This is a genomic window from Nostoc sp. (assembly GCF_041747015.1).
GTDB lineage: Bacteria > Cyanobacteriota > Cyanobacteriia > Cyanobacteriales > Nostocaceae > Nostoc.
Genome location: NZ_JBGTFY010000219.1, coordinates 1 through 16,950, shown reverse-complemented (window position 1 = coordinate 16,950; position 16,950 = coordinate 1). Strand labels below are relative to the sequence as shown.

The following is a 16,950-nucleotide window of genomic DNA, read 5'->3' as shown; positions in this document are numbered from 1 at the left end:
AAATAAATAAATAAATAAATAAATAAATAAATAAATAAATAAATAAATAAATAAATAAATAAATAAATAAATAAATAAATAAATAAATAAATAAATAAATAAATAAGCCAATTTAGGAAGTCAAAGCTCATATTGCTTGCGGAAAACACCAAAATGAGTAAGTAAAATGCCAATTTAGGAAGTCAAACCTGACTTTGCTTAAATCAAAGCTCATATTGCTTGCGAAAAACACCAAAATGAGTAAGCAAACTGGGGTTTGAATAAGTCAAAGCTCATATTGCTTGCGGAAAACACCAAAATGAGTAAGCAAACTGGGGTTTGAGTAAGTCAAATGGCATTTTGCTTGTTAAATATGAAGTTCTGATAAAGCAATCTGCCTTTTTGGAGATTAAATATAAATTTAAGTTAATTGTATCAAAGGCCGTTTTACAGGAATAGATAATTAATAAGTTTTATGAAAACTACTGATATATCTTATAACTTCAGCAAAATTTATAATCTTTATACCATAGAAAACATTGTTGATATACTAAATTTCTTGCGAAAGCATCCAAACCTGGTAGATGTATTGCAAATATCAGGCTGCAACACAGGTGCTTGATGAAGTCAGCGAAGTATCGTCAAACCCAGTTAGTTGAGGCGAAATTGCTACAAGGCGATGTCTGGCGACAAGCCGCTACGCGTCTACGCGCTGGTGCAGCTACAATGTTGTAAACTTCCGCTACTCTTTTACTGTGTGTAGACTGTAGCCCTACAAGAGCAGGGTAGTAAAACTCAAAACCTCTCTCCTGTGAGGAGAGAGGTCAAAACTAAGCCAAAGCGAGAACCATTATTCAGCTAGCGAAGGTTCAGCTAGCGAAGTTTCAGCTAGCGAAGGTTCAGCTAACAAAGCAGGAGCAGTTAACAAAGCTGGGGCTATCAAAGATTGGTCTACTATAGGTTGGGTTATTGTCGGCTGACTGAACAATTTAGCTACGCTGTTAGCCATTAGTTTACCTACTTGAATTTCGGTATCTTTTGCGGGATCTAGAGCAAAAGTACCTTCAGGAGTAGTGAAAACATTACGCAGAACTGTACCGTCTGCCATTTCAGCTGTTGTACCCTCTGCGGTTGTAGTTAGTTTACTTGATGTTATTGGTATCGCAACTATTGCAGAGGATGGGAGATGAACTCCGCCGAAAACGCGGCTTGCGGCATTGTCCTCTATTGCCTCGGAAATGGTGTTGAACGTCTCAGCCACACCTGGTAAGTCTTGTGAAGGGACTGTGAAAGGTATGTTGTCGTTCCCGAAGAAGTTCATCAATACTTGACCTGCTGCGGAACCAAATGCAGCGTGTCCTGAGTTGTAGTCTGGGAACGGCGGGGTTAAGGGAGTCAGAGGGAAGACTTCAGGCTGGTGATACGATATCAGTGGCAGCCAGTTCACATCACGCCTTACTCCTCGTGCCACGTCGAGGGGATTAGTTTGGCGGATTGCTGCAATTGGTCGCAATTGATTGTAAAAATACTTAGAATCCCATGACAGAATACCCACATCAGCTTGTGCAACGCTCAACTGAGCAAACAAGAGGGCGTTCTGAGATAGATTATTGCCCCTATTCAAAGAGATTTGTTGTGTATACTGATGCCACTGACCAGGCGGTCTGAAGGTATTTGGGCGATCTAGTGCCCAGAAGATAGCATCTTTCGTGTTCCCAGAAGTGCGGACAATTGTAGTAACGCTAGTGTTCGAGAAAGCCCCTATTTGGCGAACAAGATTCTCTTCGGCTACGAACTCTGGGCTAGCAAATGGAACAGGGCCAGTCAGTCCGAACTGGATCAGGCGAGCTTGAGGATTTGCTGGGTCGCGATCGGGTACATTAGGTGAAAAGGGAAGAACTGACCCCCACGCTGGGTTTAATGCAGGTGTAAAATCGGGGAAAGTTGGTCGCCATCCGCCTAGTGTATTTGCTGTGAAAGGTACCTGCGCCTGAGCTGAACCATCGCTGTTCCGCAAGGCTAGTATTATCCGAGCAACTTCTCTTCCTATAGACCTACCGTTGCTCTTAGCGGTACCGTTAGGTATTGCTGCCAAAGAAGTTGATAGCTGTCGGTCGAGTAAAGCTCTTACAGCTGTTCTAGCTGTTTGAAGTTGTTGCGTATCTCCTGGTTTTGCAGTTGTGAATAGATTGAGTAGCGTTGTATACGCTGCTTGGACAGCTGCTGCTGGTGCCGATGCACCGCCCACAATCCGAGGATCAGAGGGACTAATTCTCACAGCGTAAGGCTGACCGATCCGGTTAATCGCGTTTACAGCATCATAGACTGCTAGCTGAACGATCGCCTGATTGCGTGAGCCTAGTGTGGGAGGAGTTCCACCTCTGGCTGTAAGATCGCCATTTGGATCACGGGCAATTCCTGTGAGCAGGATGGAATTCAGAAGTGTTGCATTCCAAACAATTACAGCGTCACCAGCATTAACTACCCGATTGACTAATTTACCGGTTGTAGTCGCCTGGGGGATGGTGGTGTCAACTTCAGCAATCAGGTGGTAGGCTCCAGGTGCTACAACACTTGGACTACGGAAAGCCGAGGTAGTAAAGTCCACGGTAACAGTTTGGGAAGCACCAGGAGCCAAGTTAACACTTGGAAGTGTTCGAGTTCCGAGTAGTTCATCAGTGCCCACTAAAGGGGAATTTGATGTAGTACCCGAAATTGCTACTTGAGTGATGACTCTAGGGGTACTGAGGGGGTTTTTATCGAGGATTGAGTCCGGGGACACGTATATATTGAGATTTAAAGCTCCTTGATAAATTGCCGTACCGCGATTAGTAACAACTAGGTTAAATCGACCTTGTTTAACTGCTTCGCCTAATAGTGTAGGTCTCTGAAAGTTAGTGTTACTAAATGCGATTTGGATATCTGGTCTTGATGTGGTTATCTGAGCATAAGCTGCTGGGATAACTGCTGTACCAAGTACAGATGCAGTTACCACGCTCTTGATAGAGAACGAAAGCAACTGGAAGATGGTATTTACTTGAGAGTTTGCCATAAGTTTGTTGCAGAAGATGAAGGATGTCTTTTGGGATGAATGATTGTGTTGCAGCAGCAAATTGAGGAGAGAGTAATTAACTCAATCCTTGCTATGATTAGCTTTTTGAAAGTGAGGATATTTAATATCAACGTTTTGGCAACATTTCAGCCACAGGATGGAATAGAGCCAGGAATCTATGTATTAAACTCCAAATGTTTGCACTGTAAATTAAGCGATGCCTACGGCGGGCTACGCCTACGCATTTGCCAAAATGTCAAAATTGAGTTAATGACATTACTTTTTTACAGTGGAAATCTTGGTCTTGAGAGACATTGATAAACAACATATGTCTCTCAAAGGGCTACTCACTATTACTTATGGGTTGACAAACTATATTTTTTGTCAACGCATAAGTAATAAGTTACTATGCGTTAATTCTAAAAATTTAAAACTGGAACTCTGCTTGACTTTGTTGTTTACAACTTTTTTCTAGCCTGTTCTTTTTAGAATCAATAATTAGAATATGTTACAAAAATTAAATCCAAGTAAACAAAATACTAATTTTTAATTAAAAATAAATTATCTCCGGAAAAGAAATAAAGCAAGCATTTTTTCAAACTAAGTGATTTAAATTAATTACAGGGGATAGGCTCTGCATAGGTAAGGTACAGAAAGAAATAATTAACTACAAAGAAACGACACAATAAAGTTAATGCGTGAATTACTTAAATAAATTAGCAAACAAGCCAATTTAGTAAGTCAAACATCTTATGAATTGGGGAAAACACCAAAATGAGTAAGTCAAACCTCATTTTGAGTAAGTCAAACGTCATTCGACTTGCGAAAAACACCAAAATGAGTAAGTAAACTGGGGTTTGAGTAAGTCGGATGGCATTTTGCTGATAAAATATGAAGTTTTGAGAAAGCAATATGCCTTTTTGCTGATTAAAGATAAATTTAAATTAAATATGCGCTCGATATCACTTCTATCCTTCAGGCTACAACACAGGTGCTTGATGAACTCAGAGCAATAAAATTGCCAATGTAAACTTTGGTTTAAAGGTGAGCGATGTCTACGACGGGCTACGCCTACGCATCCTTACTCTACTATTGCTTACAGCTAATACTCCTACTGTCGGGCTTGGTATTAAAACCTCTGAGTGATATTTTCTTAACCTGTAGATTACCTAAAATTAACCTAATTCATGCCTTGATGTAACCTATCCTTACTTTAACTAACCGTTAATCTTCTATATATCTGCAATCTCACAAAAGTTTGTCAGAAATATTAATCTACAAAGCTGATCTGGGATCGGAGTTAATTAATGGTGTCAATTCGAGTGCGGCAAATCTCATTTGCAATTACTGCTGTGCTTTTAGGCTGGGGAGTGGGAATTTCGGTAGTAGAAGCTGCCCCGAAAACACTGACAGTTTATTCAGGGCGAGAAAAGGATATCATGAGTCCCCTGATTGAAAAAGCTAAGAAAGATTTGGGGATAAATATTGAGGTACGCTATGGTGACTCCACAGAATTAGCGATCGCTCTGATCGAAGAAGGTCAGAATAGCCGGGCTGATATATTTTATGCTCAAGATGCTGGTTCTTTAGGAGCGATCGCCAAGGAAAACCGAACCTTAGCTATCCCGACTCAATTACTCAACAAAGTTGATCGGCAATTTCGCTCTTCCACAGGGCAATGGGTTGGCATCTCTGGACGTGCGCGGGTAATTGACTACAACACCAAGCTTGTCAAAACCAGCGAACTCCCCACAAGTGTCATGCAATTGAGTGATCCGAAGTGGCGAGGTAAAGTTGGTTGGGCACCTACTAACGGTTCTTTTCTATCGTTTGTAACTGCAATGCGACTCTTAGAGGGCAATCAAAAAACCCTGGAGTGGCTGAAAGCAATGAAAGCTAATAATGCCAAAGCTTATAGCGGCAATAGTGCCATTGTGCAAGCTTTGGGACGCGGAGAAATCGCTTTAGGGCTAGTAAATAACTATTATCTATATCGATTTATCACAAAAGACCCAAAGTTTCCCGTAGCTATCCACCATACACGCGGGGATGCAGGAGCGTTGATTAACGTTGCAGGTTTAGCAGTGCTAAAGACAACTGACCAAAAAACTGATGCAGAAAAGTTTGTTGCCTATATGCTCAGTCCAGATGTGCAGAAGTTCCTTACTCAAAAGTTTTACGAATATCCCTTAGTAAAAGGTATCCCAGTATCGCAAAAGCAACTTCCGCTCAATCAATTGCAGTCTCCTCAGCTTGATCTGAGCAAATTATCAGATATCAAAGGAACGCTTTCGTTAATCCAGGAGGCAGGTTTATTGTAACTAGGGACGAGAAGAAAACATACATCTTCGCCTACTTGCTCGATCGCAATCACAAGCCACGTAAGTCATGAACTAAAGGATGAAAATCCCTCCCAGCATCACCCAGTTACCCCGTCGCCGCTTCTATTTCTCTAAAAGAAGCAGAAAAGCCAATCATCCACCTTTGTTTCTTCTAGTCCCAGCTGGATTGACGGCTGTAGCGATCGCACTACCTCTAACTTACTTAGTGATGCGGATGGCTGGTGTAGGCGCAGAAGAGTTGTTGACTTTAGTATCACGTCCTCGGACGATCACAGTGTTATTAAATAGTGTTGGGTTAGCTGTAGCCAGCACTTTACTTTCAGCTGCGATCGCCGTACCATTGGCGTTTCTAACAATGCGGACAGATTTACCTTGGCGGCGATTTTGGCTGATTGTCACCACATTACCCTTAGCAGTGCCTGACTATGTAGGTGGTTTTGCCTTAATTGCGGCTTTCGGCCCCAAGGGTAGCTTATTGCAACTCTGGCTAGAACCTTTAGGAGTGCAGGAGTTACCAGAAATCTACGGTTGGACTGGAGCAATTTTAGGACTAACTTTGTTTTCCTATCCTTATTTATTGTTGAGTCTCCAGGCTGGATGGCAAGGCATTGATCCGGCGATGGAGGAAGCTGCTAGGAGTTTAGGTTCTAGCCAACGGGAAATCTTGTTTCGCATTACCCTACCTGCACTGCGTCCGTCAATTGTAGCCGGGGGATTATTAGTAGCACTGAATGCCTTACAGGATTTTGGCACAACTTCATTGATGCGGTTTGATACATTTACGCGGGCAATTTTTCTGCAATACAGATATACATTCGATCGCAATCAGGCGGCAGCACTAGCTTTGATGCTGGTGAGTTTAGTGTTGCTGTTGTTGTGGTTAGAATATAAAGCGCGATCGCGGGCAGCCTACTATAGTCGTGCTACTAAATCTTACCGTCTCCCACCATTGGTTCATCTCGGTGTTTGGAAAGTGCCTGCAATTTTATTTTGCTTCGCGGTGGCTACTGTAGGTTTAGTGTTACCAATAGGTGTAACTTTGTTTTGGTTGATGGAAGGATTGACAGGCAAAAGTATGGATACAATTGTCACCGTACCAGAACTGATGCAATTAGCTAAAGATTCAATAATAGCCGCAGGATTGGCAGCAATGATTGCTACCCTTTGCGCTCTACCAATAGCAATTCTTGCCGTCCGGTTTCCTAGTCGCATTACTACCGCCATTGAACGCTGTAGCTATATTGGCTTTGGTTTACCTGGAATTGTCGTTGCCTTTTCCCTCGTATTTTGGGGAGCAAATTACTTACCTTGGTTATATCAAACTTTGCCAATGCTAGTATTTGCTTATTTAGTGTTATTTGTTTCCCAATCTGTCGGCACATTGCGAAGTTCACTACTGCAAGTCAATCCCCAATTAGAAGAATGTGCCCACAGTTTAGGCAGAAACTCTTGGCAAACTTTCAGAGAAATTACCTTACCCCTAGTAACTCCAGGTGTGCTAGGTGGAGCAGCCTTAGTATTTCTTACAGCAATTAAAGAATTACCAGTAACCTTACTCTTAGCTCCAATTGGCTTTGATACTCTAGCCACCCACATTTGGAAAGCAACCGAGAGTGTTTCTTACAGTAATGCTGCTGCTGGTGCATTAGTCATGCTAGTGATTTCAGTTAGTTCCACCTTATTAGTACTAGCTCAAAATCGCAACACAGGACTTTCCATAGAAGTAAGCCGGAGTTTACAAAGAGAAGTTGATTAAATAATTCGTAATTTCTTCTTTCTTCCTTTCCTCCTTTGCGCGGCAGTCGCTACAACGGGGAGGCAGCGAGATCTTGAGGGTTTCCCCCATGAGTGACTGCCGTGGGAACCCCCGCAACACGCTGCCTAGCCTTTGCGTGAGATAAAAATAATCTGGTTTATTAGAGGTATAAAATTTTATGAATTGGGAAATCTTTCTTGCTAGTTTTGCCGGCTCTCTAATAGAATTAGTCGAGATTCTCGGTATAGTCATCGTTGTTGGTAGAGTCGCAGGTTGGCGTAACGCCTTAGTTGGTTCAGGTAGTGGAATTGCTTTAACAATACTTCTCTCACTCTTCTTAGGGAAAAGTTTGACTCTCATCCCCGTAGACATTCTCAGAATTGTTGCAGGAATTTTACTGCTGTTGTTTGGGCAAAAGTGGACACGCTCAATTATTAAATACTACGGTGGCATTCCCAAGCGTGGAGGTGACAAAGAAGACAGATTAGAAGAAGAACTAGCAAAAGAAGGTAATCAACCTGGTTGGAACTGGTTTGCTGTAGTTACTACATTTAAGGGAGCATTATTAGATAGTGTAGAGGTTGCGATCGCAGTAGTTACGTTAGGTGCTGCTGGAGGCAAATGGATAGATGCCATTAGTGGTACTTTGACTGCTGCAATTGGCTTAGGTGTGGTAGCATTTCTATTCAGAACTCCCCTCAAGCAAGTTCCTGTTAAGCCAATGAAGTTTGTCGCGGCAATGTTACTGATGGGATTTGGTACTTATTGGTTAGGTGAAGGACTAAATGTAGAATGGCCAGGTGGTGATTGGGCGATCGTTTGGTTGCCCCTAGTTTGGGGTGCTTTTATGGCTACGACTGCTGCATTCCTGCGCTGGCAGATTGGATTGCAGAAGCCGGAAGAGATTGTCGGTTAGGTTGCTATTGTCTATACGGTAGTTCAGTGGCTCCAAATCAAGAATAGTAGGTTGGGTTGAGGCAATGCGTTACTCAACAAAGCCTTGATAATGTTGGGTTTCGTTCCTCAACCCAACCTACGCCTACGCCAGTTTTAGTTTTTAGCCTTAACCCAAGCGTATTGATTTATAACCTTCTTAACTTTTTCTTAACTAAAACGTGGTCTTGGTGTCAATATAATAACTTTGCTCATTAATTAAACTTGTATCATGCAATACTCCCTCATGCCTGCGATTAGGTGCAATTCTATCCGTTTTCGCTCAAGCATTCAGTCTGGTTTTTGGCTCGTTTCAATGCTTGCTCCCTTTTTGTGCTTTACCTCTGCACAAGCTCAAGTAATTGGGCAAGATATCACTTCAATCACTACTGACACTGCTTTGTTGCCGACTACATCCATTAACAACGTTGTAGGTGATAGTGAATTCGCAGGCAGTACCTTTACTCTCAAGTTCGGGGGGCAAATTCAATCAATTACAGGATTGACAATCACAGGAGATAGGGCAACATTTAGATCCATCCCCGCTTTTGTGCAAATTCGCCGTAACCCTGCTACAGATGGTAGAAGGCTGGCTTACTACCAAGGCAGTTTCAACTCCTCCTCTAATACCTTTAACTTTCTTAGTTTTGGCCCACTTCCTGAAAAAACGCTGTTTAGTATAAACAATATCTTGGCAGGTCCAGATAACGTTTTTACTAACACAGGTGCAAATTTAGGCGGCACACTTTACAACGGTAACGCTAGCATCGAGCGACTTGACTTTGTACTTTTTAGGTCTGTGAAAGCAAATAATAAAATTGGCTTTACCATCTTCGAGCGCGGATTACCTACTGGGCACGATGGTTTCGGTATTGCAGCAATTACAAGTGTGAACAAAGACGGAAATCCCACTTCCTACGGGCCAATTTACGTGATAGCAGCTTCCACTTGGGGCAAAACACCACTGCAAGACCCGATTCCACAATATTATTTCTTGAACAATGCTGCCAATAATAATCGTAGAATTCCGGTAAACCCTGCGCTCACTATTCCACAAAACCAAGTTTTAGGAGGTATTCTAATTCGTACCGACGAACTTGTATTACCGGGACAAAAGGTCTACGGCTACTCTCTGTTTGCCCCTGATGTTACTTGTACTCCGCTAACACTGCTCAATGTTGCTAATTCTTGTTTTCCCACAAACACCGGAACGAACGGAGGGATTGATCTAGCTGCACCTAATCTAGGTGCTGTCTTTTTAAAGAGTAAATGAGCGGCGAAAAACTCGCAATTATGGGAGATTAAGCCACGACATCGCAACACTTTTGCTCAGTTGTGGTTTTTTCTTCTGGGCAAGTAAGCGATCGCCTGATATAGATTTTAATCAATGCCCATCAAGTAATAATGATAAAATTACTTATAAAATTGAGCGCAAGTAAGAAGAAAAATTAAGCAATAAAATTTCTGGTTTGCTTAAAGCGCCGTATTTATCAAGGTTGTAGCTAAGTGCGATCGCAACTAGATCATCCTAAAGTGGATAAGGGCTGCGCGGATGGCGATAAACCACACCGCAAGCGTGGCGAATAGGTAGAAGGAGAACCGAAGCATGACGAGATTAAATGTGCAATGGACAGCGCTATGCAATGCGCGAAACACAACGAAGACCCATGCAGCATTCACATACACCGAATCCACCTGATTCGTGATAAAGAGATATAGCACAAGCGCATAGAAAAGTACCGGAATCTCGAACAGATTCTTTAAGTTATCTGATGGATTGGATACGTTTGGTGGCGAAATCTGAGCTAGTGTGCCAGGTACAGCAAGGTCTTTCGGGCTGATCTTTCTACTTATGATGAAACTGATCCGACGGATGTACATATACACCCAGACTAGGAGTGTTAGAAACACTGTCGCAAAGAAGGGACTGAAAATTGCATCTTGTGTCATTTCCACCTCTCAAACTTGATCATCAGTGATAAACCTTGCTCTACGTAAGTCAGCGTCTTTAAGGCTGGTGCTATCAAGGTTTGCATTTTTAAGATTAGCACTTTAAAGATTAGCGTTTATCAGATCAGCAAACCCTATAATTCAAGATTAGGATTCTCTGAATAACGCATAGGCGTAGCCCGTCGTAGACATCGCTAGCTTTCAACTCAACGATACACTAAAATCAATGCGTGAATTACTTAAATAAATAAGCAAACAAGCGAATCTAGTAAATCAAATGTCAATACGGTTCGGTTAAGGTGCATAGTTTTTAAAGATCCCCCTTAGTCCCCCTTAAAAAGGGGGAAATAGAGTCATTCTTAGCCCCCCTTTTTTAAGGGGGGTTGGGGGGGATCAAGTCTTATCCGAACCATATTGAGTCAAATAAGCTTTTACTTGCGGAAAATACCAAAGTCAGCAAGCAAACTGGGGTTTGAGTAAGTCAAATGAGCTTTTGCTTGCGGAAAACACCAAAATGAGTAAGTCAAATGAGCTTTTGAGTAAGTCAAATAAGCTTTTACTTGCGGAAAACACCAAAATCAGCAAGCAAACTGGGGTTTGAGTAAGTTAAATGAGCTTTTGCTTAAGTCAAATGCCATTTTACTTACTAAATATGAAGTTTTGATAAAGTAATATGCCTTTTTACTGACTAAATATAAATTTCAGTTGAATATGCGTTGCTTGCGGCGAACATAATCATCGCCTCGCTTATATTTTTCAAGCTGCAACACAAGTACTTGATGCACTCAGAGCAATAAAATCCTCAAACTATTGCTACGCATATCATGATTTATTTGTCAAGATTAAATTTGGTTTAAAGGTGAGCGATGTCTACGACGGGCTACGCCTACGCATCGTTATTTTTTTTAACTGTTATTCACAGTTAAACTCCTACCGTTAGGTTGTTGAGTGCTGATTTAGAACCACTAGTAAAAGAATTTCCTATGAAAATTTTTCAGTAACCTTACCTTACCTTTCTCTTAACCCAAAAATAGGACTATCTGCAATGTAGGTAAATTTTGATGTTTAAACACAGCAAATGCAAAATTTCAAGCGTAAACGATATCTCCTACTCAGTCTGCTAGCAGTAGTAGTAGTAATCGTAAGTGGTATCCAAGTAGTTAGCGCCGTGCTTCCTACTAGCCCGGTTGGCAACCTTCCCGAAGGTGGGGCATTATTACCCACAGGTCAAATAATTACACCTACAGCAGCACCAGGCTCAACGTTTGGACGTTTGGCAACTGGTTTGCGTCCAGATGGTAATGCTGATGCTGCCGAAGCTGTAACCACAGCACTCAGCCCTGATGGTAAAACTCTACTGGTGCTTACCAGTGGCTATAACCTAAACTTCCGGGATCAAAATACAGGTGCTAACCTTACTTATCCTGTCTTAGACCCTTTAACTGGCAAACCCAGTGCTGAAATAACTCGAAAAGCCGAATGGGTTTTTGTCTATGACGTTAGCAACGGTAAGTTGGTTAAACGGCAGCAGCTCAACATCCCTAATACATATAATGGTTTAGCTTGGGCAAAAGACGGCACTCGCTTTTATGTATCAGGCGGTATTGACGATCGCGTTTATGCTTATGCATCTAATGGCAGCCAGTACTTGCCAGATGCTCCCTTCATTTTACTAGGTCACAATTCTGAACAAACTGCGCCTTTCCCTACCTATGATGGTGGTTTGTTGAAAGACACCCCAGCTGAACTTGCATCCACAGGAGCAGTTGTAGCGGGTCTTGCGGTCAGCAAAGATGGCAAAACGTTAGTAGCTGCTAATTTTGAAAACGACTCAATATCAATTGTTGATACTACTAACCGTAAGGTACTCAAGGAAATTAAGTTCTTTGTTCCAGGTGGTAAAGTAGCAACCGGAGAATTTCCTTTTGATGTCGCCATCAAGAGTGCAGAAAATGGTGCAGCAGCTAAAGTCTTCGTTACTAGCCAGCGCGATAACGAAGTGCTTGCTGTTAACATCGCTTCTGGGCAAACTACCCGTATCCCCGTAGGTAGCCAACCAAACAAAGTAACGCTTTCAAACAACCAAAAGCGACTATATGTAGCTAACGGTAATAGTGACTCGGTTTCAGTTATCGACACAAATACTAATAGCGTTGTCCAAACTATCTCTCTATCTCGAACGAGTGATAAGTACAAAGGAGCAAACCCTAACTCTGTAGCGTTGAGTCCAGATGAACGTCAGCTTTACGTGACTCTAGGCGGTGAGAATGCTGTTGCTGTTGTAGACTTGCAATCATCTGGTAAGGTGATTGGACGTATCCCTACTGGCTGGTATCCCAACTCTGTAAGTGTTAGTAAAGATGGTCAAAAGTTGTACGTTGTAAATGCCAAGAGTAACTCTGGCCCCAACCCCTCAGCTAACCGAACAACACCAGAGGGACTAGCACGCAACACAACTTTTAGAAATGAATACAACTGGGCTTTAGAAAAAGCTGGAATCTCAGTTATTCCAGTTCCCAAAGGTGGAGCTTTAGCTACCCTTTCAGAACAGGTAGATAAAAATAACGGTTTCTACAATCGTCGTCCTGACCGGACGATGAAGTTTCTCCAAGACAAGATTAAACACGTCATCTACGTTGTTAAAGAAAATCGTACCTACGACCAAGTACTCGGCGATTTACCTGTTGGTAATGGCGATCCCGGATTGGCTTTATTCCCGCAACCAGTTTCACCCAACCATCACAAGTTAGCTCTTGACTTTGTGACTTTTGATAACTTCTATGATTCTGGTGAATCAAGCGGTGTGGGCTGGAACTGGTCTACTTATGGACGGACTACTGATTTCACTGAAAAAAGTCAGTCAGTACTTTATGGCAACGCTGGGTTTAACGGTCTGACATACGACTACGAAGGTACTAACCGTAACATCAACCTTGTCACACCACAAACTTCTTCTAATCCTTCCCAATTCAATACACGATCAACCGGAGTATTAGATCCCTCTGGTCAATCTTCTATTTTGCCTGGAGATCAAGACGTAAATGCTCCCGTAGGTGATGGTGAACTGAATGCAAATGCTATCGGTGGCTATCTTTGGGATGCAGCATTGCGGGCTGGTAAGACTGTACGTAATTACGGTTTCTTTGTTGATGGCAACTACGGTACTGCCCAAGCAGATCCCACAAAACCAGATCCTTTGAACCCGCTTTACATCCCCATTTCTCCAACTCCTGCTGCTGATAACATTCAACAAGCTGTAGCCGCTAAAACTGTATTGTTGGATAAAACTGACATCTATTTCCGCGGATACGACCAAAAGAATCCTGACATCTATCTCTACAACGAATGGGTAAGAGATATTGATAGCTATCTAGCAAGAAATGAATTGCCCAACTTGTCATTAGTACGTCTACCTCACGACCACTTTGGTAATTTTGGTAACGCCTTAGCTGGTTTGAATACTGCCCCACTGCAAATGGCAGATAATGATTATGCTGTTGGTTTGCTAGTAGAAAAAATCTCCAAGTCTTCACTGTGGAAAGATACAGCGATCGTTATTGTAGAAGATGATTGCCAAAACGGCCCTGACCACGTTGATAGTCATCGCTCAGTAGCCTATATTATTTCGCCTTACACCAAGCGAAATGTCGTAGTCAGCACTAACTACAACACTGTCAACCTAATACGGACAATGGAGGATTTCCTGAACATTGGTTATTTAGGAATCAATGACGCCAATGCCAAACCAATGTCGGATGCATTCACTAGAGAACCAAACTTTACTCCTTATAAAGCTGTCGTCCCAGGTAACTTGTGTGCGGCTCCTGTAGATCCCAAACTAGTACCAGCTTGCCAAGACAAGAATGTAGAAAAGACAGCAGCTATTGCTTCTCTGCGTAACGAACAGTGGTGGGCGCAAGCAACCAAGGACTTCAACTTTGAAGTTGAAGATAAGGTAGATCCTGAAAAATTCAACCGCGTGCTTTGGGCTGGCGTTAAAGGCGACAATGTGCCTTATCCAACAGAGCGCAACCATGCCAATCTTCGCCAAAATCGCGCTCAACTAGTCGAAAAATGGAGTTTGAGTACAGATAATCTCTCTGCTCAAGCAAACTAATCAGCTAAGGCTTGATTCTCCCTAGCCTCCTTTAAAAAGGGGCTAGGAAGAACATAGGGAATTAGGAATTTTACATAGTTTCCGTGAACATTGCTCGCAAAAATTTATCTTGAAGGAAATTGATATGAAATTGATCTCACAATTAACGCTTGCTACTAGCTGCGCTTTAGTTTTTGCTACCGTGGGTGCTAAATCGGTATCTGCCGCACTTGTTAACTACGCTTTCACCGTCGATAGTCCTATAACTAAAGGAGAAGGCTTTTTTAGCTTTGATGATTCGACTTTCAGTAACGGTAATTTTCCGGTAGCACTAGTTGAGTCACTAAGTTTTCAATTCGACAATGACTCTAATGTTTACACCAAAGAAGATGATACTGAATATCCAGATTATCCTATCGTATTTCCAACCACATTCTTAACAGGTACGGAATCTGTTGGATTGCAATATGTATTCCTTGATAAAGCTAATCCTTCGATCACATACACAATTGATGGAGATGAGTTTGCGAATAATACCCAAAGCAGCCGAAATACAGTTTCTTACAGACAAGTTCCTGAACCTACAGCTTTAGGTGGCACTTTTATCGCTTGCAGCATCGGCTTGCTGATGAAGAGAAAGTTAACATTAGACAAAAAAGTTAAAGCTTAACTTTAGCTTTAGCTTTCAAGGTTGGGAAATGTGGTAAATCTAAAATCTACATTTCCTAGCTAAAAGCATTGTCTTGCAAGAACTAATAAAATTCTGGTAAAAGTGCTGAAGGTAAATGATTTGTAGCTAGATATTATTTTTTCTGATTGCGATCGCTCTAAAAAATTTATGTCGAAGTTTTAGGCTTTTCGATTATTCAACAGACATTCCGTGCCGAGTATATATTCAACCAGTATTTGTATTTATATTTATTTATCCGATAAATCTTAGACTCTTGGGATAACTCAATGTTAGCCTGGTAGAGATTTGCGTATAATTGTAGCGTTTTATGTTGAATTAGGTTGACTTACTGATTATTGTGATGGTTGTGAGTTAATTTTACAGGCATCTGTAGGTAAAGAAAGTTGTGTTTGATCGCTTGTTCAATGCAGAGAAGCAAGTTTTTGATCTATTCTGGAAGAAATAGCCATCCAAAAAGCGCGGAGAATCATGGTTGTGAAGTTGCAGCGACCAATTTTAGTGGGAGGATTGGGACTGTCCTTTTCTCTGTGGATGTTACAAAGTTGGCATCATTCAATAATGCAGGTGGGTGAGTTTGGTTTATTCAGTGCCTTAGCATTTGGCGGTGGTTTGTGGTTATTCCGACAAAATCAGCTAAAAAATAGCTTAGAGCCGCTAGATGGTATGCTGGTTGATCGGGCGACTGTGGAAAGTGCGATCGCTAAAACTGAAGCCGTAATAAACCAACTGGCAAAAGAAGCAGAAAACCATCCGGCGTTACAGACACTCAGAGAACAAGTTGCCCAATTGTTGTTGGAGTTAGACAGGCAAGAAATTAAAGTGGCTGTTACTGGCGGTAAATCCGTGGGCAAAAGCACTTTAATTCAAGTACTAGAGCAAAATTTTGGATCTGTAAATTTTGTTTCTCTACAAGAGACAGCACCTTTATTTAGAGAAGCGGGTGACAATTCAGATGCAGCTGTTTTAGCAGAAGTCGCAAAATCTGATTTTGTTCTGTTCCTGACAAACGGTGATTTGACAGACTCAGAATTTCAAACCTTACAGCAGCTAAAAGTAGCAAATCAGCCGCAAATGCTGGTTTTCAATAAACAAGACCAATATTTAGCCGATGAAAGCGCCAGCATCTTGCTGTCATTGAAACATCGGATACAGGGAAATGTAGTTACAACTGCGGCCTCTCCCATTGCCATCAAAGTCCGAAAGCACGAGACTGATGGTTCTGTACAAGAGTGGATGGAACAACCAGCACCAGATATCCAGCAGTTGACGCAGCAGTTGGGTGAAATTTTGGCACAGCAAGGACAACGCCTGGTTTGGGTGACTACCATCAGGAAAGCAGGTTTGTTGAAAGCTGAGGCGAAAACCTGGCTAAATGGAACCAGATGCGATCGCGCTACCCCAATTATTGAACAATATCAATGGATAGCTGCTGCTGCTGCCTTTGCTAACCCAGTACCAGCCCTTGATATTTTGGCGACTGCGGCAATTAATGCTCAAATGGTAATGGATTTGGGTAATATCTATCAGCAGAAATTTTCCTTAGAACAGGCACAAACGATAGCTGGCACAATGGGAAGTTTGATGCTGAAACTGGGTTTAGTTGAACTTTCTACCAAGGCGATTAGTACTGTTCTTAAAAGTAATGCCGTTACTTTTGTTGCTGGTGGCGCAGTGCAGGGAGTAAGTGCAGCTTATCTGACCAGAGTAGCAGGGTTAAGTTTAGTTGAGTATTTCCAACAGCAGGAAATAGCGATCGATTCTGGAACTAGTTTAAATTTGGAGAATTTGCGGCAAACCTTGCAAAAGGTGTTTGGGCAAAATCAGCAAATGGCTTTTCTGCAAGGGTTTGTTAAACAAGGTGTGAAGCGTTTGTTGCCAGAGGTGCAGCCGGTTGAATTAATTGGTGTTCAGAAGGGGGCAGGATAATCTTACGCAGAGGCGCAGTGTTTATCTTAGCGCCTTTGCATAAACCTGTGATTGTATAAATTAGCAATTTATGCAAATAGACATTAGTGACATACTCCTACACTGACTGAGTACAGTACAGTGTAGGCTTCTCACCCAGTCCAGCTATTGCTTCGGAGGCGATGAGCTTTGTTTAGAGTCCACGAGATGCCCCTCCGCAGACTTTGTAGCTTGCTTCCCTGAAAG

At 42.1% G+C, this 16,950-nt stretch carries 10 protein-coding genes and 1 pseudogene; 8 read left to right on the top strand and 3 right to left on the bottom strand.

What is annotated here, in order from left to right:
• Positions 1 to 829: 829 nt before the first annotated feature.
• Positions 830 to 3,031, bottom strand: a complete 2,202-nt coding sequence (locus ACEW80_RS17785) for a vanadium-dependent haloperoxidase (RefSeq protein WP_373527866.1) — start codon at positions 3,029 to 3,031, stop codon at positions 830 to 832.
• 45 nt (positions 3,032 to 3,076) lie between these two features.
• Between ACEW80_RS17785 and ACEW80_RS17780 the strand changes: the two genes are divergently transcribed.
• The 5 genes from ACEW80_RS17780 to ACEW80_RS17760 all read left to right on the top strand — a co-directional run bounded on the left by ACEW80_RS17780 (position 3,077) and on the right by ACEW80_RS17760 (position 9,335).
• Entirely contained in the window at positions 3,077 to 3,349 is a 273-nt protein-coding gene (locus ACEW80_RS17780) for a hypothetical protein (protein WP_373527865.1), read from the top strand.
• 989 nt (positions 3,350 to 4,338) lie between these two features.
• On the top strand, positions 4,339 to 5,352 hold the full coding sequence (locus ACEW80_RS17775; protein WP_373527864.1) for an iron ABC transporter substrate-binding protein: 1,014 nt from the start codon (positions 4,339 to 4,341) through the stop codon (positions 5,350 to 5,352).
• Positions 5,353 to 5,431: 79 nt separating this feature from the next.
• Complete coding sequence (locus tag ACEW80_RS17770) at positions 5,432 to 7,129, top strand: ABC transporter permease (protein WP_373527863.1); 1,698 nt, start codon at positions 5,432 to 5,434, stop codon at positions 7,127 to 7,129.
• 178 nt (positions 7,130 to 7,307) lie between these two features.
• Complete coding sequence (locus tag ACEW80_RS17765) at positions 7,308 to 8,045, top strand: COG4280 domain-containing protein (RefSeq protein ID WP_373527862.1); 738 nt, start codon at positions 7,308 to 7,310, stop codon at positions 8,043 to 8,045.
• Between the two features lie 264 nt (positions 8,046 to 8,309).
• Entirely contained in the window at positions 8,310 to 9,335 is a 1,026-nt protein-coding gene (locus tag ACEW80_RS17760; protein WP_373527861.1) for a hypothetical protein, read from the top strand.
• Positions 9,336 to 9,580: 245 nt separating this feature from the next.
• Here the strand turns inward: ACEW80_RS17760 and ACEW80_RS17755 are convergent, their stop codons facing one another.
• Together ACEW80_RS17755 and ACEW80_RS17750 are read right to left on the bottom strand one after the other, a co-directional pair.
• On the bottom strand, positions 9,581 to 10,012 hold the full coding sequence (locus ACEW80_RS17755; RefSeq protein ID WP_373527860.1) for an MAPEG family protein: 432 nt from the start codon (positions 10,010 to 10,012) through the stop codon (positions 9,581 to 9,583).
• Positions 10,013 to 10,021: 9 nt separating this feature from the next.
• Positions 10,022 to 10,105, bottom strand: a pseudogene (locus ACEW80_RS17750) (pentapeptide repeat-containing protein); the annotation flags it as partial.
• A gap of 985 nt (positions 10,106 to 11,090) precedes the next feature.
• Here ACEW80_RS17750 and ACEW80_RS17745 point away from each other — a divergent pair.
• The 3 genes from ACEW80_RS17745 (at position 11,091) to ACEW80_RS17735 (ending at position 16,725) form a co-directional block, all read left to right on the top strand.
• Entirely contained in the window at positions 11,091 to 14,129 is a 3,039-nt protein-coding gene (locus tag ACEW80_RS17745; protein ID WP_373527859.1) for a beta-propeller fold lactonase family protein, read from the top strand.
• A 124-nt stretch (positions 14,130 to 14,253) separates the two neighbouring features.
• Entirely contained in the window at positions 14,254 to 14,778 is a 525-nt protein-coding gene (locus ACEW80_RS17740; protein WP_373527858.1) for a PEP-CTERM sorting domain-containing protein, read from the top strand.
• Between the two features lie 489 nt (positions 14,779 to 15,267).
• A complete protein-coding gene (locus ACEW80_RS17735) occupies positions 15,268 to 16,725 on the top strand; it encodes a YcjF family protein (RefSeq protein WP_373527857.1) in 1,458 nt (485 codons plus the stop codon).
• The last annotated feature ends 225 nt before the right edge of the window (positions 16,726 to 16,950 follow it).

What these genes read in the sequence shown, in the direction of transcription:
- ACEW80_RS17735 (WP_373527857.1), top strand. Translation starts at nt 15,268, where the DNA reads ATGGTTGTGAAGTTGCAGCGACCAATTTTAGTGGGAGGATTGGGACTG.
- ACEW80_RS17765 (WP_373527862.1), top strand. Translation starts at nt 7,308, where the DNA reads ATGAATTGGGAAATCTTTCTTGCTAGTTTTGCCGGCTCTCTAATAGAA.
- ACEW80_RS17760 (WP_373527861.1), top strand. Translation starts at nt 8,310, where the DNA reads ATGCCTGCGATTAGGTGCAATTCTATCCGTTTTCGCTCAAGCATTCAG.
- ACEW80_RS17785 (WP_373527866.1), bottom strand. Translation starts at nt 3,031, where the DNA reads ATGGCAAACTCTCAAGTAAATACCATCTTCCAGTTGCTTTCGTTCTCT.
- ACEW80_RS17775 (WP_373527864.1), top strand. Translation starts at nt 4,339, where the DNA reads ATGGTGTCAATTCGAGTGCGGCAAATCTCATTTGCAATTACTGCTGTG.
- ACEW80_RS17755 (WP_373527860.1), bottom strand. Translation starts at nt 10,012, where the DNA reads ATGACACAAGATGCAATTTTCAGTCCCTTCTTTGCGACAGTGTTTCTA.
- ACEW80_RS17740 (WP_373527858.1), top strand. Translation starts at nt 14,254, where the DNA reads ATGAAATTGATCTCACAATTAACGCTTGCTACTAGCTGCGCTTTAGTT.
- ACEW80_RS17770 (WP_373527863.1), top strand. Translation starts at nt 5,432, where the DNA reads ATGAAAATCCCTCCCAGCATCACCCAGTTACCCCGTCGCCGCTTCTAT.
- ACEW80_RS17745 (WP_373527859.1), top strand. Translation starts at nt 11,091, where the DNA reads ATGCAAAATTTCAAGCGTAAACGATATCTCCTACTCAGTCTGCTAGCA.